The 18,852-nt window shown below is 44.3% G+C and carries 13 protein-coding genes; 2 read left to right on the top strand and 11 right to left on the bottom strand.

Annotation, left to right across the window (positions count from 1 at the left end; genetic code table 11):
- Window positions 1-19 precede the first annotated feature (19 nt).
- Complete coding sequence (locus GGD38_RS33745; protein WP_375302517.1) at window positions 20-295, bottom strand: hypothetical protein; 276 nt, start codon at window positions 293-295, stop codon at window positions 20-22.
- A gap of 335 nt (window positions 296-630) precedes the next feature.
- Between GGD38_RS33745 and GGD38_RS33740 the strand changes: the two genes are divergently transcribed.
- Window positions 631-1,773: a tetratricopeptide repeat protein gene (locus tag GGD38_RS33740; RefSeq protein ID WP_375302516.1), complete on the top strand. Its 1,143-nt coding sequence runs from the start codon at window positions 631-633 to the stop codon at window positions 1,771-1,773.
- Here the strand turns inward: GGD38_RS33740 and GGD38_RS33735 are convergent.
- The 9 genes from GGD38_RS33735 to GGD38_RS33695 form a co-directional block, all read right to left on the bottom strand.
- Entirely contained in the window at window positions 1,748-2,929 is a 1,182-nt protein-coding gene (locus tag GGD38_RS33735; RefSeq protein WP_375302515.1) for an FAD-dependent oxidoreductase, read from the bottom strand. The two genes, GGD38_RS33740 and GGD38_RS33735, sit on opposite strands and share 26 nt — an antisense overlap.
- A 78-nt stretch (window positions 2,930-3,007) precedes the next feature.
- Window positions 3,008-3,865, bottom strand: coding sequence for a helix-turn-helix domain-containing protein (locus GGD38_RS33730; RefSeq protein WP_375302514.1), 858 nt, complete (start codon window positions 3,863-3,865; stop codon window positions 3,008-3,010).
- Window positions 3,866-3,935: 70 nt separating this feature from the next.
- On the bottom strand, window positions 3,936-6,464 hold the full coding sequence (locus GGD38_RS33725) for a zinc-dependent metalloprotease (protein WP_375302513.1): 2,529 nt from the start codon (window positions 6,462-6,464) through the stop codon (window positions 3,936-3,938).
- 87 nt (window positions 6,465-6,551) lie between these two features.
- A complete protein-coding gene (locus GGD38_RS33720) occupies window positions 6,552-7,922 on the bottom strand; it encodes a RagB/SusD family nutrient uptake outer membrane protein (RefSeq protein WP_375302512.1) in 1,371 nt (456 codons plus the stop codon).
- 13 nt (window positions 7,923-7,935) lie between these two features.
- Window positions 7,936-11,586, bottom strand: coding sequence for a SusC/RagA family TonB-linked outer membrane protein (locus GGD38_RS33715; RefSeq protein ID WP_375302511.1), 3,651 nt, complete (start codon window positions 11,584-11,586; stop codon window positions 7,936-7,938).
- A gap of 156 nt (window positions 11,587-11,742) precedes the next feature.
- A complete protein-coding gene (locus GGD38_RS33710; protein WP_375302510.1) occupies window positions 11,743-12,972 on the bottom strand; it encodes a FecR family protein in 1,230 nt (409 codons plus the stop codon).
- A 107-nt stretch (window positions 12,973-13,079) separates the two neighbouring features.
- A complete protein-coding gene (locus GGD38_RS33705; RefSeq protein ID WP_375302509.1) occupies window positions 13,080-13,673 on the bottom strand; it encodes an RNA polymerase sigma factor in 594 nt (197 codons plus the stop codon).
- Between the two features lie 48 nt (window positions 13,674-13,721).
- Entirely contained in the window at window positions 13,722-15,035 is a 1,314-nt protein-coding gene (locus GGD38_RS33700; RefSeq protein WP_375302508.1) for a hypothetical protein, read from the bottom strand.
- Between the two features lie 197 nt (window positions 15,036-15,232).
- A complete protein-coding gene (locus GGD38_RS33695) occupies window positions 15,233-15,532 on the bottom strand; it encodes a hypothetical protein (protein WP_375302507.1) in 300 nt (99 codons plus the stop codon).
- Between the two features lie 323 nt (window positions 15,533-15,855).
- Between GGD38_RS33695 and GGD38_RS33690 the strand changes: the two genes are divergently transcribed.
- A complete protein-coding gene (locus tag GGD38_RS33690; RefSeq protein ID WP_375302506.1) occupies window positions 15,856-16,011 on the top strand; it encodes a lmo0937 family membrane protein in 156 nt (51 codons plus the stop codon).
- Window positions 16,012-16,024: 13 nt separating this feature from the next.
- Here the strand turns inward: GGD38_RS33690 and GGD38_RS33685 are convergent, their stop codons facing one another.
- Entirely contained in the window at window positions 16,025-18,808 is a 2,784-nt protein-coding gene (locus GGD38_RS33685) for a substrate-binding domain-containing protein (RefSeq protein ID WP_375302505.1), read from the bottom strand.
- Window positions 18,809-18,852: the final 44 nt, after the last annotated feature.

Raw genomic sequence — 18,852 nt, 5'->3', positions numbered from 1 at the left:
CCTGATTGGGATGAAGCTATTACCTGATTGGGTTGAAGCTATTACCTGATTGGGATGAAGCTATTACCCGATTGGATGAAGCCATTACCTGATTGGATGAAGCCATTACCTGATTGGATGAAGCCATTACCTGATTGGATGAAGCCATTACCTGATTGGATGAGGCCATTACCTGATTGGATGAGGCCATTACCTGATTGGATGAAGCCCTTACCTGATTGGATGAAGCCATTACCTGATTGGATGAAGCCATTACCTGGTTGGATGAAGCCATTACCTGGTTGGATGAAGCCATTACCTGATTGGATGAAGCTATTACCTGATTGGTTAAGCCTTAAACTTAATTGGTAGAGGCTTTAATTTGCTTAGTGAAGGCTAAAACCAGCCTGGTGAAGGTATAATATTGATTGGAGGAGGCATCAATTTGAAAAAACATGTCAAAACCCTGATTGGTACGCTCAAATACTGGGAACCAAATATTGATTGGTGAACCCCGTAAATGAGTTTGGAGACGCTGAAACTTACGCTGAGGAACCCCGAAAATGAATTGTGGCACCAAAAACTGAGTTAGGGTTATGGAAATTCAATGCGTCTGCATCTAGCGTTGATACCAGCCATAACACCTTTAATATGAAAAAAATATCATTTCTGCTGATTGTCCTCTTGTCTCAAATTGATAAAGTAAATGCCCAGGCGCCGGCCGATAGAAATGTAGTGATGGAGTTTTTTCAGAATATGCAGTATGAAGATGCGATCACCTATTTGCTTGCCACTCAAAAGACAGACAGTTTGAACCTGCAAACACTTGGGTATTTAGGATATGCATATTATATGGATGATGATATGACCAACGCTAACAAGTATTATCAAAAAATGCTTGATATTGATTCCAATAATATATCGGCAAACCAATACTTTTCCAATTTTTATAACAATAGTGATCCCGATAAGGCCTGCATATACACGCACCGGTTGATCAATAGCAATCCGCAAAAAGCAATTTATTATAGAAAGATGGGCGACCTGCTCAAGCGCATTAATCAAAAAGATTCTGCCTTTGTATATTATGAACAGGCATTCCGGTTGCAGCCTTCTGATAGTAAAAATGGCGGTGCCCTGGCTGATCTTTTAATTGATCAAAAAAATTATGAGCGGGCAGATAGTATAATTGATGCGGGACTTGTGAGGGATTCTTTAAATATCAATTTTTTAAGGTTGCGAATAAGATCATCTTACGAGGTGGGGGCTTATCAAAATGTGATAATACCCGGTGAAATATTAATACGTTTAGGTGTAGGGTCATCTACCACGTTTACGCAGATTGTTTTGTCGTACTATAATTTGAAACTTTACAGCGATTGTATCAGGGTTTGTGATATTTTAGGTGAAAAGGGTATGGCAGGCGAAAGTATATTTTATTACGAGGCAAAATCGTATGCCAAGTTGCGTGAGTTTGATAAAAGTAATGAGCTGCTAAAAACCTGTCTGGGACTGGCTATTTCAAACACGGCAGAATATTATTATCATGCGCTTGGCGACAATTATGAAGAAATGAAACAATATAAAAAGGCGATCGCCCATTATGATACCGCCTATTATTTGTTTAAAAACCCATTGATGCTTTATGATTGCGGCCGGATACTGGATGGGAATTTAAAGAATGTTGAAGCCGCTAAGAAGTATTATACTAAATACATTCTTCTTGCAAAGCCAGCGTCAACCGATGAAAAGAAGGCATATGAGTATATCAGGAGGAAGTATGGGAGGAATTAGCCCCAAACATCTCCATCAGCTTCTTAATCGATTCTTCGCTGGGTGAAGAAAAATTTTTTATTCCATCGAGCGCTTCCTTACCCAATACAGCAGCTCTTGCCCGCATACGTTGTTCATAAGCTGCTATGGCAGCTTGTAGGTCAGTATGTTCATCACTGGTAAGGCATTCACTAAGGTCCAATGCGTCTAACATGGCTGTATTAACCCCTTCGCCCGATGGTGGCATTAAGTGAGCGGCATCGCCAAGGAGCGTGACATTTGCTTTTGCTTCCCAGTGTTGATCTATAGGGAAATAGTTCAATGGCCGTGGAACAAAACGGTTGCAGGCTTTGAAGAGTGAGTGAAATACAGGATTCCAATCGTTAAAGAATTCAACTAAATAATCATACACTTGCCGGCTGTTACTAAAATCAATACCGCTGTTTTTGATCCAGTTTTCAGGATATAGCGACGTAGCATAAAAGGTAAGACCGCCATCACCTCTTGGTTGCGCCGCAATGGTTTTTCCCAAACCCATGGCAATAAGATTCGCTTTGTTTACCAATGTATACATATCCGGGCAGGCTTTCTCAGGATCGTCAATTTCGCCTTGTATAATGATGGCGCCCGAATAGCGTTCTTTGATGTCTGTTACATAAGGGCGGACCTTTGACCGGTAACCGTCGGCCCCAATTACAAGATCAGCAACAGCGGTGGTGCCGTTTATAAAACTGATTATCCAGGTATTGTTTACCTGTTCCATACTCGCAAACTGGCTATCCCAAACCACCGTATGGGGCTCAAGTGAATTTAATAGCAGATTTCGAAGCGCCCCTCTGTCTATCTCCGGTCTAAAGCGCTCGTCATCAAAATTACCTGAGGATTGGTCTGATTCGTCAAAAATGATACGCGCGTCTTTATCAAGCAAACGGAAGTTATCCGCCCCGGGCATATAGTTCGCTTTAAACGCATTCATCAAACCTGCTGCTTTTATTACTTTCAATCCAGATTCAAAGTGCAGGTCAACTATGGCGCCCTGTACACGCGCTTCCTGGCTAAAGTCGCGTTCATAAACTTTTACATGTGCCCCTTTGAGTAGTAAAAGCCTGGCCAGTGTTAACCCGCCAGGTCCACCACCAATAATAGCTATCTTTTTGTTCTCTAATAAGTCCTTCATCTTTATATCATTTTTACCTGATGCAAAGGAACAGACTCTCAAAAGTGTAAACAATATCTATAGGCAGTAAGTGTAGGACTAATCGTGGTTTTTTGTGCGAAAGGCTAATGGTGTAATGCCTGCAATTTTGGCAAAAAGCCGTACAAAGTAAGAGTGGTCCTCATACCCCAAATCACCTGCAATTTCTTTCACCGATCTATCAGAATGATGAAGCAGCCGCTTTGCCTCCAGCACAATGCGCTGTTGTATGTGATAGGAAACAGAAAAGCCCGTGGTGTTTTTAACACATTCATTCAGGTAAGGGGTTGATATATTCAGTTGTTTGGCATAGTCCATCGGACTTTTAATTGTTATAAAGTTATGTTCCAGTAAAGACCTGAACGCTTTTGTGATCACTTCGAACCGGGAGTGGTTTTGCGTTGGTTTAGATTTGGCCAAATACTGGGAAGCCACCAATGCAACTAAGGTATTACAGCTCTCTTTTAGAATTTGGTGATACAGTTTCTCCTGCTTTCTTTCAGAAAGTTGTATGCATAGGGAAGCCGTTGTTGAAAGAAGAGTTTGTGTTTCTTTATTTAATGATAATGGAACAACAGGTGTAAGGTCTTCCAGTAATTGCAACAATTCCGGATGAAGATTTTCATTGGTGATGATCCAACTGCTGATGGTAGCTTTTTTAAACCCAATGACCCGATGCACCTGGTTAGGATGCATGTACATGATGGCCGGCGCTTGTATTTTATATTCTTGAAAGTCAATTTCAATACGGGTGGCGCCTTTTTCCTGCAATATAAAGGAATGCCCGCCATCGCGATGGGAGCGCTCCACTTCTTTGAAATTGGGTGAACCATCAACTGAACTTCTGGCAATGATTATTCCTTCACCTATTCCCGCAGGCAGAGTGATGACAGGAATATGTTTGTTTTTTTGGGGCATTGTACCGCAAAGATAAGGGCCGGTCATTTTTGACCGGCCCCTGTTTTCATAGGAATAAATTCAAACGGGTTTATCCTTTACTTTCTTCGTTAAATTTTATGGTGATCCTGGTCTCCAGGTCCTGCAGATGCAGGCGGGTATATTTGTCAACCGCACCGGCTTTAGCCTGTTTTACCAATGCCAGTATCTGTTTCAGGTTATCGCGTAACAAGGCATATGCATCAGAGTTTACATAGTTGTAACCAAAAGGCACGATCATAGTAGAAATGTCGCCATCGTTTATTTGCGTAAATACCTGTTGCAATAAACGGCTTACATAAGCTTTTTGCAAACCACGGCGGTAAACGTCTACGCTTTTACCTGCATATACTTCGGTGAAGATGGCTTTGTTCAGGTCCTGCAACATATCGCTTAGCGTATATGCTTTTTTACCAGCCTCATTGTTTTGTTCCATCCACAACATACGGCCCATTCTGTTCCTTGAAAGAAGGGCTGTAAGGATGCTGCTTTGCAATTGATTTACCTCTGTAGGAAAGTTGGTGGCAGTTTTGTTAAGCATGTCGTCGTTCTTTAACCACATAGGCGTTGTGAACACGTTACGGGTAAGGAACTGTACGGCACTTTTTTGCTTTTCGTAGCTGGTGCTTTCGTATACTGCGCCGGGTTGTGCGCCTACTTTATCGGTTCTTTCAATACTGCCTACAATATTAGTGGCATGGCCCAGGTACAGGTTAAACTGGCCAAACAGGGTCTTGTACATATCGAAAGGCTTTTCAAAATCCTCGTTAGGTACGGTAGCCCATTTAAGGATATTGGGCATTAGCCTTTTCAGGTTCTTAATACCATATTCACCTGCTTTTACCACATCATCGCTCAGGTCTTCGTTCTGGCAACGGTAGTCGGTATAACTAACTTCGCTGCCAAACCACAGGCGGTTGTTTTTAGCCAGGCTATCGCTTACCACTTTGGCCAACGCTTTCTGCTCGTCGAACTCATTTTTAAATTCAGGGCGCCAGGTATACCCCCACTGAATAGCCCAATTGTCGTAATCATTGATACGGGGGAATAAACCTTTTTCTGAGATATGATCTTCTGGTTGGGCCACATAGTTAAAACGGGCATAGTCCATAATAGAAGGGGTGTGGCCATGTGCTTCTACCCAGGCTTTATCGCGCAGTTTTTCAACCGGTACGGTTGAGCTTGAGCCAAAGTTGTGACGCAAACCCAGGGTATGACCAACTTCATGGCTCGATACAAAGCGAATAAGCGTACCCATTAAGCTATCGCTCAGTTGCAGGTGCAGGGCGTTGGGGTCTACAGCGCCACACTGGGCCATATACCAGCTGCTGAGCAGTGCCATTACATTGTGGTACCAGAAGATGTGACTTTCAATGATCTCACCACTGCGGGGGTCTGCTACGCTGGGGCCCATGGCGTTGGCGATCACTGAAGGGCGGTAGATGATGGCGCTGTGCGTAGCATCATCAATGCTCCAGGTGCTGTCTTCTTCTTTAGTGGGCGCTTCGCGTGCATAGATGGCATTTTTAAAACCGGCTTTTTCAAATGCTTTCTGCCAGTCGTTCACCCCTTGCATTAAATAAGGTACCCATTTTTTAGGTGTTACGGGGTCAATGTAAAATACAATTGGTTTGGCTGGTTCTACCAGTTCGCCGCGTTTGTATTTCTCTACATCTTCAGGTTTGGGCTCCAGCCTCCAGCGTATGGCAAATATTTTGTCTTCAACGCCCTGTGTGTTGGTTTCAAAGTCGCGATGACCTACGGCAAAATAACCAACGCGTTTGTCGAGCAAACGGGGTTGCATGGGTGTTACGGGTAACAATACCAGTGAGGAGTTCAGCTCAACGGTATAATTGCTCGCAGTAGGATTCATGCCAGCGGTGTATGTTTTTACTGCATGTATTTCCAGGTTGGTTGCATAGGAATGAATGTAGTCGATATAACTGCGGTCGTTCTGCTGCGCGCCCATGCCGGCGCGGTCTTTCAATTGTTTTTTCTGGAAATAGAGTACGTCGTTATCACTATTCAGGAATTCTGTTACATCTACTACCGTAGCCGATGAATCTGGTTTATAAGCCGCCACCGGGAAGGCGGCAGAGATAGCCAGTACGTTGTTCTTTTGTACGCTGGCAAACATGGGTTGGGTGCTATCCTTTTCATACTCCATGTAAAAAATGCGGCGCAGGAACAGTTTTTTATTAGGGCCTTTTTCAAAACGGAATACGGTTTCACCAATCTGGTCGCCGGCATAACCGCTGCTGCCATTGCGCATTTCGGCGCTGGCTTTTGATACGCGGCTTACGATAAGAATGTCGCGGCCAAGGATGTTGTTAGGTACTTCAAAGAAGAACTTGTCGTCTTTTTGGTGTACGGTTATAAAACCCCGGCTCGACTTCATATCGGCCGTGATCACATCCTTGTAAGGTTTAATGGGTGCGGGTACAACAGGAAGTTTACGGGTAGTGTCTGCTTGTTTTACCTTTGCTGTGTCTGCCTGATGTTTACGCTGTGCCTGTACATTCATTGCCATCAATAAACTGCAAATGGCAATAAAACTCATCTTACGTTTGGTAATAAACATAGTATTGTTTAATTAAAAAACTTGTTATAAGGCCCTCCCTCCCCCAGGCGGGGGAGAGAGGGTGGGGGAGGCTATACTTTCCTTTCCTTATCGGGGGTTCTGTTCTATTTCGGGGTTTAGAAGAATATATTTATCTGCAATGGCAAACGTATACATATTACTGCCGGGTGCAAGTGTATAAGTAACGCCTTTGAACGGGCGGCTAACGGTTGTGATAAATCCATTGTCTTTTTGCAAACGGCGCTGATCGAACCATCGTGCGCCGGTGCCCATCAACTCTTTTCTTCTTTCGGTGATCACCAGTTGCAATGCTGTTTGTGCATCTGCAGCAGTAAGGTCGGTATAACCGGTGGTGGTCAACCGCTTTTTACGCAGGTTGTTCAAGATAGTTACTGCGGCCGCTGTGTTACCGGCGCGGGCTTCGCTTTCTGCTTTAATCAGCATCATCTCCGGCACATTGGGACCAACATAAATGCCCTGGTTTACCAGGCGATGTTTATAATAACCACGGTTGGTAAAGTTTGAGGCCAGTATATCGGCGCCCGCTTTGGTGAACAGCGTATAACGCAGATCATTAACGGGGTCGAACAGGTTCATGAGGTCATTGCTGAATGGTATAGTGGTAGGAGAGTTGGTAACGGTTTTAGAGAATATATTCTCCGGGTCGTTCGTCTTGCCGGGATAACTGGCAGGTGATGCTGCATAGGCATTCAGATCAACCAGTGTGTTTTTAAGCTGCAGCGTACTGTCGGCATACAGACCGGCTTTTATAAAGTCGCGTTTATGCAGGTATACTTTCGATAGCATGGCATATACGGCTGCTTTTGATGGGTTGGTTACCACATCGGGCGTAGCTGCCAGGTTAGGCAGTGCAGTTTGGAGGTCGCTTACTATCTGGTCATATACACCAGCTACACTTGCCCGTTTAAGATTGGCCGAAAAGTTGGTCTGCAGCACAACGGGTACTCCGGGGTCGGTATCGGCGGTGGTGGCATCGTATTGTTTGGCGTAAATATTCACCAGGGTATAGTACGCATGAGCGCGATGTACCAGGGCTTCGGAATACGCTTTTATCTTATCGGCATCGGTGCCGCCTTCGCTGCTCATAACCTCGTTCACTACAATATTGGTATTGTAAATGATCGTATACTGGTTGGCCCAGTCCTGGTCTTCCTGCGTTTCTGTCCATAATTTGGGTAACCAGCAATAGGCATAACCTGCATTGATGTTGAGGTTGGTTTGCCATACGGTATTATCGGCGGTCCATACTTCATCGCTGGCGTATAAAGGATACAGGTAGGTTTTTTCCATTAACAGGAAGCTGTTGTACAGCAGCCCCTGGTAATCTTTGGTATATTTTAATTCCCGAACGTTTACGGGCGATATTTCAACATACTTGCGGCAGGCAGTAGTAGCTAATACTGCCAGCGCTGATATGGTATATAATAATTGTTTCATTAATTACCGGTTGTTAAAATGAGAAGTTAAGGTTGAAAGTATAATTCACACTGGGCGGCAGGTTGGTATAGTTGCTGTTGTTTGCATAATCGGGGTCAAGCCCTTCTTTATTGGCGCGCCACAGGATACCCAGGTTGCCAACCGTAGCATTGGCCGTGATTGACCGGAACGCTTTTATTTTGCTCATCACTGTTTGCGGTAATGAATAGCCGAGGGTTAATTGCTGAAAACGAATATTGCCGGCATCGAGCACATTCATGTCGGCATATTTGTACCAGTCGAGACTATTGAAGTTTATTTTAGCTAACCCGGGCACTTTGGCGAACGCTTCATCACCCGCCTTGCGCCATCTGCCTGCCAGTACCTGGCTGTTGTTTACCATACCGCTTACACCACCACTGCTGGTGGGGTAACCAGTGGTAATATCATACCTTCTGAATACGTAACCCATATAAAAGGTGATACGGGCTGTAAGTGTGAAGTTTTTATACTGAAGGGTATTGGTGAACCCGCCAAAATAGGGAGGGGTTGCACGCCCCATATACTTCATTTGTTTTTTGCTGGTATTACCTGCTAAAGAGTTCAGCGCTTTACCGGTTGAATCGTATAGCTGAGTTTGTCCTACACTGTCGAGGCCAGCCCAGGCATATGCCCATACATTGTCGTTAGGGTAGTTGTTGTAGATCTGGCCGGCTGCAATGTTACCGGTATTGTTGGGAAAACGGTTATCGGTTACTTTATTGGTATTAAAGGCAAAGTTGAAATTGGTGGTCCAGCGCCAGTCCTGTGTTTTTACCGGAACAGCAGTAAGGGCTACTTCCACTCCATGGCCTTTTACGGTTGCAGCATTCACCATTAAAGTGCTGGAGCCATAGGTTGCGTTAACAGGCATGTTATACAGGATGTTATCGGTTACCTTTTTGTAAACGTCTACTGTAAGGCTGATGCGTTCGTTAAAGAAGCCCGCATCTAAACCAAAGTTGGTAGTTTTAGTAGTTTCCCAACCCAGCAGCGGATTGGCAGGAGAACCGATTGAAGCATAAGGCAGCAGGGAATAGATATCTGTTGAGCCAATGTTTACCGTAGTATAATTTTGACCGCCGTTTGGCGCATTGCCACCAACACCATAGGTGGCGCGCAGGCTCAACCGGTTCAATGGATAACTATGCTGCATGAACGATTCGCCGGTAACGTTCCAACGACCACCTACCGACCATAATGGCTGGGCGCGGTTCCTTCTTTCAACACCCACTAAATTGGCATCGTCATAACGTAAGCTACCCGATACAAAGTATTTGTTCTTCCATCCATAATCTACCATGCCGTAATACGACAGGTATCTTCTGATGCTTCTGTAAATAGAGTTATCCTGTGAGCCAATGGTAGCGTTACCGCCGCTTAAGGTAGTGTAAGCTACCAGCGGGTTAACCACTACCGATGAGCCAAGATCTTCATCGTACCCATAAAACGTTTGTTGCGTTCCGGTTACTTTATTCTGTCTTATCTCAGAACCAACGATCGCATTTACGCGATGTTCTTTAAACGTTTTGAGGATATTGAACTGGCCACGCAAACCATAGTCTTCTCCTCGTACATTTGACATTTTATAAATACCGCCTACAGGAATACCGTTCACTACTTTTTTGGTAGTAGTATTATAGGTAGTGGCCATATTTAAGGCCTGGCGGGTAAGGTAGCTGTCCCTGTTCTGTAAATTATCCTGCTGGTCGTTGCTGCGTTGCAACTGGCCCGATACTTCCATACTTAACCAGCTGGTGATAACGCCTTTGGCCGATAACCGCATACGAATGGTGGTTTTGGCATCATTGAAATTGTTGTATCGCAATTCGTCAATGGGGTTATAGGTCCACGGCAGGTAGCCGAGGCGGGTAAAGCTATCTGTTACCTTGCGGGTGAAGTCGATACTCCTTTGAATGGGAACGCCATTTTCATCAACCAGCATATCGTAGGGGCGCAAGCCTGTATTGCCAATGCTCATGGCACTGGTGGCGGCTGTATTTACCTGGCTTTGCGCATAGGTATAGTTAAGATTTGTACCAATAGTTAAGCGTCTTTTAAAGAAATCGTTGGTGGTATTGGATGTTATATAGTAGTTCTGATTGACGTTATTCTTAAATACGGGTATGCTACGGGTATAGTTGCCCGCCAGGTAATAGGTACTGTTATCGCCACCGCCCGAAAGGCTCAGATTGTATTGCTGCGTAACGGCGCGTTGCAACAGGTAGTCTTTTATCTGGCCCTGGTTATTACGGCTGCCGAGCACATCCAGAATGGAATCGCGTTGTGCATTAGTGATCTCGCCGCGTTTTGCGCGGAACATGGTATTGATGGCTTCACTTACTTCTGAATATCTCCAGTTGGTGGAAGGGTCGGCATACATGTTCAGGTCATACATTTCTTTTTCAAGATCAATGTATTCAGCGCCTGTCATGGTTTTAAGATATTTGAAATTGGCAGGGTTTGATACGCTCAGCGTGGTGTTCAGGTTTACTGAAGGTAAACCCCTTTTACCTTTTTTGGTGTCAATAACTATAACACCGTTGGCTGCCATAGAACCCCAGATGGCAGCGGCGGCTGCATCTTTCAAAAACGTGATGCTTTCAATATCGTTGGGGTTAAGGGTGCTGAGGATAGCATTACCAGTTGCGTTTACAATTTTGCTGGTTAGCGGGTTTCCTCTGTCTACCGATGCACTGGGTATGGTAGTAAGGTTTTGATCAATGGCGGGAAAACCATCAATAACAATAAGCGGGGCAACCAGCCCAATATTGTTCAAACCATTGGTTCCCCTTACCTGTATGCGGTTGTTACGAACATCGAACAATACACCGGGTACTTTACCTTCGAGGCGTTCCATAATATTGGTGGAAGGACTGGCTTCAATGTCTTTTGCGGACATTGAATTATAGCTGCCAGTGGTTGAGGTTTTGTTCTTTGACTGGTATCCGTTGTTCACCACTACTTCCACTTCCTTTTGCTCTTCGGTAAATGGTGCCATGCTCAGATTCACGGTAACAGGGGCGTCGGTTACTTTTACTCTTCTGTCAACGCGGTTATAGGTAACGTGTGTAATGATGATAAGGTAGGAGCCGGGTGTTACGCCCGGAAAGGAAAATTCGCCCTGCTCGTTGGTGTAGGAGTACCGGGTATCATTCTTATTTGGGGTGGTAAGTGATACTGCTGCGCCGCGAATGGGTTTACCGGTGTTCTCAAGCAAAGTACCGCTAACGGTTTGCGGTGCGCCGGCGGCCTGTGGCACGGTGTCTGTGCGAATAATGGAGCGGTCTTTTTCTTTCTCCTGTATCACCACCGTTCTTTTCACAATGCTCCATTTTAAAGGCTGGTCTTTTAAACACAGGTCCAGCACTTCTGCAAACGGGCGATTGCTTACTTCCAGTGTTACTGGTTTGGCATCGCGCAGCGCCGCATCTTTGTAAAAGAACTGGTAGCCGCTTTGTTTTTTTAACTGCCCCAACACAAATTCCAGGGGACTGTTCTTCACTTTCAACGTAATGCTTTGCGCATACGTGTTGGCCTGTAACTGTAAGCAGGTGGCCAGAAGCAATAAAGCTGTAAACTTCATCATCAACAGCGTTTTTAGTGATGGATACGGCAATATTTTGCCGTTCGCCTGTAACTGCATAGTTTTGGTTGGTTTAGGTCATCCCGGATGAACTCCGTTCAGACGGTTTACAATAAATAAGTCTGCCCGACTTTTTATAAAAAATGACCTCGACTTACTCACCGCTCCGAACGCCAATTCGGGGCGGTTTTTTTTCGGATCATTTGTCTCCGTTTGTTATTTGCCGTTTAGCACGGTTAATTTTCTGCCCTCCAGTTTAAAGCGTAATCCTGTCATTTGTAAGATCGTCAACATTTCTGTTAAGGTGGCTGTACGGTCAATGCCACCTGTAAAAGTGTCGTTCGGACGATTGCCTGCATATACAATTTCAATATCGTACCAGCGGGCCGCGTCGCGTAATACTTCTGTTATATTGCTGCGTTTGTAATCGAACAATCCGTCTTTCCATGCTATTACCTGCTCAATGCCTGGTGAATGGTCAATGGTGAGTGGTGAGTGGGCTCGCGACAATACAGCCTGTTCGCCTGGCTTCAGGATTGCTGAAATTTCATTAGGCCTTTCACGTTTCACGTCTGCCGTTTCACGTTTCACCACCTTCACGCTGCCTTCCAACAAAGTCACTCTGGCATTCGGTTCGTCATCATACGCGTTAATATTAAAGTGAGTGCCTAATACCTCAACACTAGCCCCTTTGGGGGTATTAACAATAAAGGGCTTTTTTGTATCCTTCGCCACTTCAAAATAAGCTTCACCGGTTAACGCTACTTTTCTTTCATTGGCAGCGAATGCAGTAGGATAAGTAAGTGAGGTACCTGCATTCAACCAAACCCTGGTACCATCGGGCAGGGTAAGCGTAACCACGCGGCTGCCCCTCGGATTATTCAATGTATTATAGGTGGCTATTGCCGATTGCTGATTGCCGATTGCCGATTGATATACTAATTGCCCATCTTTCTCTTTTACCACACGCATACCGTTTTCTGTTGCCAGCGTTCCGTTTTGTACCTGGTCAAGTAAGATCTTTTGTCCGCCGGCCAGGGTTAAGGTTGCTTTGCTTTTATCGGGCGCTTTCACATCATTGCTAATTGCGGCAACATTGGGTTCAAACGGTAACTTTGCTGTGGGCAGCATAAGACGGTAAATTCCCAAACCAATCAGCACTACTACCGAAGCTGCGGCGGCCATATACGGCCATAGCTTTCTTTTTCTGCGCAGCGGTACCGCCTGGTTTTCGTTCAGTATATTTTTCAGTATGGCAGCCGAACTGTCTTCTGCAACAATATGACTGGGTTGGTCATAGCGCATCCATGCGCTTTGCAGCACAGCCTGTAATTGTGGATCATCTTCAACTGTTTCAATGAGTTGAAATAATTCCTGTTTCTCGGCGGCGGTGCAATCGTTGGCTAATAGTTTATCAAGTAGATCTTGTAGTCTTTGTTGAGACATGGCTTAAACTTGTTTCGGAAAGGTTACAAAAAGGTTATGAAATTGTGATGGTGTATATGTGTGACAAACCGCGGGAAAGAGAAGTCTAGTGGTTCGGAAAATATTTTTTACGCCATCATCATGGCTAACATAGGGACCAGGTAAATAAGAAGGGTAGGGAAGTGGAGGGCGATATATTCACGAATAGCTTTCAGGGCCTGCACCATATGATTACGAACGGTGGAAGTGGTAATGCCGAGTGAGCTGGAAATTTGCTCATAGGTAAGCCCCTGTTCCTTACCCAACTGGTACACTTTACGTTGCTGGGGCGGCAGGTTGTTTATGGCCTGTTGCAAGGCGGTTCGCACTTCCTTGGCGGCTAGCAATTCATCGCCATGGACCCCTTCCGGCGCCAGCCGTTGCACTTCGTTCAACAGCAGGGCTTCGCGGCTTTGACGGCGCAACACATTTATAGCCGTGTTTTGCGCCATGCGGTACAGGTAGGCGTTAAAATTGTCGATGCCGGTGAGCTGGTCGCGGTCGCGCCACACCTTTAAAAACACATCCTGCAAAACATCTTCAGCAATGGTGGCACTGCCACTAAGGTGGAAAATAAAAGAGTAGAGCTTGTTCTTGTATTGCCTGAACAATTGTGCAAAGGCGATGTCATCGCCCTGCACTACCCGCATTATTAATTCATTACCGTTGATTGATTGTTGCATCAATGCCTTTCTAAGGCCATAAAATTAATAAAAGCAGGTTGTAATCAATCAATGAGTGGCCGGAATATGCACCCGCATGTTGTATACTTCATTCCTTACACCACTATGTTCAGGCATGGTACCAATAATGTAAAAGTTGTTTTCGTCAATGGTAGTATTCGTCCAGCCATCGGCACTTAAGAATATAGGATAAGAAAACTGGTTCTGTTTAAAGTTTGGCGCGCGGTATATTTCCTGATCGCCGGTCCAATGCAGCAGATCGTAAGAATATTTCAATGTAGTTACCATTGGGCTATACCAGTTGCCCTCATCATCCTTCCATCTTTTTGCCGGGTCTGGGTCGGGGTAACTTCCTAATCCCATATAATAATTAGTTCCGGCTACTTTGGCTACAGCAAACCGCGTATAGTCACGGTTGCTTTCAAGTACCGGGGTTCCCTTGGGGCCAGGCGTTGTATAATAGCTTTGAATATTGCTTTTGGTAATACCGGCAGGCAATGACTGGTTCCAGTGAATGCCATTGGAATCTTCATAAAAAGTTTGATAGGCATTTGGGTTCAGTGCATCTGTAACAGGCGCCCTGGCCACTTTAATGCCCGGAAGCCGTCCGTCGCCCATTTGTAAACCAACGTGGTGGTAACTTTGGTCTTTATAAAATACATACAGGTATGCGTCTCCGGCCTGTATAGAAGTGTTGTTGCCACAGCCATAGCTGGCCCCCTGGCCGTTGGGGAGTAAATAGCCGGTGGCCGGCCATATAATGGGGCCCAGATCAGTAAAATACTGCTGCCCCCAATTGGTAGCCTTGTTGTTGGGCGTCCATGCCAGGCATAAAAAAGTTCTGTTAATATCTCCCTCATTATAACCACAACCGGAAACGGGGTCGCCCTCGCCCGGCAGTTCATAGTTTTCTCCTTCTACAAAACCCAGCGAAACTGTACCGGCTGCAGGGTGATTTATATATTGGGCCGAATAGGCGCAGAAATACTCCAACCGCCATGGCTCATTGCCCTGGCAGCCCGACGGTGTTGAAATGATGGCTGGAGCGCCGCCATTACTTTTAAAATTGAGTTCGCTGGCCGATAACATACTATTAGGATGTGAGGCTACAGATGATCCGGTGCCATCGGTGAGAATATAAGTTCGCCAGCTGCCACCTATAATATAAGGCGGATACTCTGTTTTAACTTTCCTTTTTTTAAAAGGGCAACCAGAGGTTGGAAACCACTTGCTGGCGCCGGTGCAAGGCCATGAAAACCTTGTTGCGCCTATAGGTTCAGTAACATACGCTTTGAGGTTTTGAGCGGGTAGTAAATTCTTTATTAATAGCAGGACTATAAAAAGGAAGAAATGTTTTTTCATAATAGGGTTGGGTAACTCGATTAAGACTACCAGTGTTCAAAAGTATATAATAGTACGGCATTTAACGAAAAGAGGCGCAACTTTCGATTGCGCCCCTGTGACCCCAAGATACAATTTTCGAACTTTTACTTAATGGATTTAAAGCGGCTGGTGAACATTCCGATTTGAAACCCTTTGTATTTGGCTGTCTTCCCGTTTTATAGCTTGTTTTGTAATTTGTTCTTGCTTATAGGCACCTTATGCCCTTTTTTATCGATCCAATAATATTTTGAATGCTTATTGATATAAATGGTTTCACCATTCGGGCCTTCTTTATCCTTGTAAATTTTGTCGGTAATACCATTCTTGCCTTTTGATGCCAGTTCAGCCGTTTTATTACCCACTTTCGTAGCCCCTTCTTTGACTGTTGTTGTTACCTTCTTAGTTGTGTCCTGTGCATTGACTGAAGTAATACCTATCAACAGAGTAAGGATTGAAATTCCCAATAACTTTTTCATGATTTTGTTGTGCTGCAATTTTCTTTTGTATGATTAGTTTTATTCATTACAACATAATGCAAAACTGAGTCTTTTAACCTTGGTAACTGTTATACAGTTAAATAATTAAGTTATAACATTCACACATCTACAAAAAGCAGTCGGTTAAAACTTTAAGATCACCCTCACATCCGTAAAACCCGGTGAACACCTTATAAAAGGTGCGTATGATGTAATTCATTTGTATAATCACGTAACACTTATAAACAAAAATTAGCTCACCTTCATGTTGGTAAGTCTTTATTTGAAAGAATACATATTTTAAATGATCTTAAAAAAAAATTATGAGAAATCTATTATATATCGTTGCTGTCATCCTGGTTGTTGGATGGTTAGTTGGATTTCTTGGATATCATGCCAGTGGTGCTATTCACCTGCTGCTTGTACTTGCAATTATTGCTGTGCTAGTAAATATCCTCCAGGGTAAAAAATCCGTATAGGATGCATTCGGGTCTATTTCTTCTCCTTAAATTCCGATGGCGTTACCCCAAACTTTGATTTGAACACGGTAGAGAAGTATCCCTGCGATGAAAAACCCACTCTGTACGACACTTCCGAAATGGTAAGGTTCTCTTTAGCCAACAGGAACCTGGCCTTTTGTAACCGTACATGTAGTATATAATCGTTTACGTTATAACCTATAAGGGCTTTTACCTTGCGGTACAGCTGCACCCGCGAAATACCGATCTTTTTACAAATATCATCCACCGCAAAATCTTCATTCGATAAATTGCTTTCAACCAGTGCAGTGAACTCATTGATAAACTTGCGGTCTATTTTATTGGCAGAATTCGATTTTGATTCGGTTGGCAATTCACTGGTATAATGTTCGCGCAGTACGGCACGGTTCTTCAACAGGTTGTTGATTGTTACTTCGAGATATTCCAAGTTAAATGGCTTTACAATAAAAGCATCTGCCTGTGATTTAATGCCGGCAATTTGTTCCGAGATGCTGCCCTTCGCCGTCAATAAGATGATGGGAATGTGTGACGTTCTTATATCCTGTTTCAATGTTTCTGTTATTTGCAGGCCATCCTGCCCCGGTAACAGTATATCGGAGATAATAAGATCGGGAACAATATCAAATGCCCCGGTTATGCCTTTTTCACCATTGGCCGCTTCATGTATTTCATAGCTTTCGCCTAATCTTTTCTTTAGAAAGGCGCGCAGATCGTCATTGTCTTCTATTATCAAAATTGATCTGTCTTTTTGCTGAACACCTTCGGTTTCTTTTATTAATTCAACAGGCTCCACATTGGTGGTGTAGATCTTTTCATCTTCATAAATGTTATTAAGCGATGCTTTTTCCGCCTGTATTTCGTCGGGGCGCAAATGCGATTTCCCAATGGGAAGTTTTATTTCAAAAGAAGTGCCTTTGTTGGTCTCACTGTTAACAGTAATAGTTCCATGGTGAAGGTCTATCAGTTCCTTTGATAATGACAAGCCCAATCCACTACCTCTGAAACTGCTTTGTCCCTGGTAAAACAATTCAAAAGCATGGGTAGTGTCCATTCCAATGCCGGTATCTTCTACTTTGATGGATACCATGTTCTCATTGGGCAGTTTGTCAATGGTCACTGTAATGACGCCGTTCTCTGCCGTGAACTTGAAAGCATTCGATAATAGGTTGAACAACACTTTATCAAGCATGTTTACGTCGAACCAGATCTGAAGGTCCTGCGTTTTGCTGATGACCTTATATGTGATCGATTTCTTTTGAGCGATGCCTTTAAAAGAAATAGCAATGTCTGATACAAACCCGGCAATGTTATTTTCAGAAGCCTGTAGTTTCATTTTTCCTTCTTCCAGTTTGCGAAAGTCCATCAGCTGGTTGATAAGCCGTAACAGCCGCATGGAATTCCGTTGAATGAAGTCGAGGTTGTTCTTGATGGTAAAATGAAGTTTGGGCGATGACATGGCATCTTCCAGCGGACCCATGATCAACGTTAATGGCGTTCGTAGTTCGTGCGAAATATTGGTGAAGAAGTTGAGCCTGGCATCATTGGCTTCCTTCACCTCAGCCATTAATTCTATCAACTGGTTGCGCTGTGCGGCAATTTCTTCTTTTTGCAAAGCCAGTTTTTTATTGATCTTTTTATTTTCAAGCAGATAATAATATAGTATACCGCCAAAGATCAAGGCCAGGGCCAGCGTAGTGGAAATGGTTAGTATAATATTGGCCTGGTTTTCGGTAATGGCAATTTGTTCTTCTATCTTTTTTTGCCGGGCATCTATGTCATCCTGTTGCGCCAGTAGCTTTTCATTTTGCAGGCGCATGATCCTTACGTTGGTGGAGTCAATGACGGTAGTTGTTAATTCCGTTTCTTTCTGGTAAGTCTTTTTGTTTAAAATATTGACGGCCGTTTGTATGGCTTCTTTACCGCCGGTAGGATATAGGATGGTTGCTTTTAAAATTCCTCTTTCAACCAGGTCAATACCGCCATCTTTACCGGGCAATCCGTCGATGCCGATGATCTTTATTTGATGATCGAGCCCCAGCTGCTTACATACTTTATAAGCAGCAAAACCCAGGCGATCGTTTTGCGCAAAGATCAGATCCATATTATGGAGCGACTGCAGCTTTTCGGTAAACTGTTTTTCCCATTCAAGCGGATACTTGTCCAGGTCGGCACTAAACCTTGGCGATACCTGTATGCCCGGGTATTTCTTTACAACATCAGAAAAGCCGGTATGGCGGCCAATATCGGCGGAGGAACCTTTATCGGGACCGGCTATTTCGAGCACATTGCCTTTGCCTTTTAAAAGGGCGTTGGCATAGGCGCCGGCGTCGGAGCCTATTTTATAATTGTTGGCGCCAATAAAAGCCGTATAGTTTTTTGCGAGGGTACTTCTGTCTACCAATATCACCGGAATGCCTTTGGCATAGGCCTTTTCAATAATGGGGGCAATGGGTTCCGCTTCGGCAGGGATGGCTATCAGCAGGTCAACCTGCTGGTCAATCAACTCCTGAATTTGGTCTACTTGTTTGGCCGCGCTTAGGTTGGCGTCTTTTACGATCAATTCAATTTCCGGATGAAAGGAAAGTTCCCGCTTTACTTCTTTTTGCATGCTTTGCCGCCAGGCATCGCCAAAAGTGCATTGAGAAAAACCGATGCGATATTGTTTTACCTGTTTGTGGCCGGTGCATGCAAATAACACCATGGACAAACTCAGCACCAAAAACACCCATGCATTTTTTTTCACCCCGCGGGCATAAGCAATCATTTGACAAAGCATACCTGCAATTTGGCATATTTTGAAGGATTTCCTTTCTAATAATG

This window comes from Niastella sp. OAS944 (genome assembly GCA_024809215.1).
GTDB lineage: Bacteria > Bacteroidota > Bacteroidia > Chitinophagales > Chitinophagaceae > Niastella.
Note: the sequence above shows the minus strand (reverse complement) of the source record. Positions and strands in the feature narration are given on the sequence as shown.

Coding starts and splice junctions, on each gene's coding strand:
- GGD38_RS33685 (WP_375302505.1), bottom strand. CDS start 18,808: ATGCTTTGTCAAATGATTGCTTATGCCCGCGGGGTGAAAAAAAATGCA.
- GGD38_RS33720 (WP_375302512.1), bottom strand. CDS start 7,922: ATGAAACAATTATTATATACCATATCAGCGCTGGCAGTATTAGCTACT.
- GGD38_RS33745 (WP_375302517.1), bottom strand. CDS start 295: ATGGCTTCATCCAACCAGGTAATGGCTTCATCCAACCAGGTAATGGCT.
- GGD38_RS33725 (WP_375302513.1), bottom strand. CDS start 6,464: ATGTTTATTACCAAACGTAAGATGAGTTTTATTGCCATTTGCAGTTTA.
- GGD38_RS33705 (WP_375302509.1), bottom strand. CDS start 13,673: ATGCAACAATCAATCAACGGTAATGAATTAATAATGCGGGTAGTGCAG.
- GGD38_RS33730 (WP_375302514.1), bottom strand. CDS start 3,865: ATGCCCCAAAAAAACAAACATATTCCTGTCATCACTCTGCCTGCGGGA.
- GGD38_RS33710 (WP_375302510.1), bottom strand. CDS start 12,972: ATGTCTCAACAAAGACTACAAGATCTACTTGATAAACTATTAGCCAAC.
- GGD38_RS33690 (WP_375302506.1), top strand. CDS start 15,856: ATGAGAAATCTATTATATATCGTTGCTGTCATCCTGGTTGTTGGATGG.
- GGD38_RS33695 (WP_375302507.1), bottom strand. CDS start 15,532: ATGAAAAAGTTATTGGGAATTTCAATCCTTACTCTGTTGATAGGTATT.
- GGD38_RS33700 (WP_375302508.1), bottom strand. CDS start 15,035: ATGAAAAAACATTTCTTCCTTTTTATAGTCCTGCTATTAATAAAGAAT.
- GGD38_RS33715 (WP_375302511.1), bottom strand. CDS start 11,586: ATGCAGTTACAGGCGAACGGCAAAATATTGCCGTATCCATCACTAAAA.
- GGD38_RS33740 (WP_375302516.1), top strand. CDS start 631: ATGAAAAAAATATCATTTCTGCTGATTGTCCTCTTGTCTCAAATTGAT.
- GGD38_RS33735 (WP_375302515.1), bottom strand. CDS start 2,929: ATGAAGGACTTATTAGAGAACAAAAAGATAGCTATTATTGGTGGTGGA.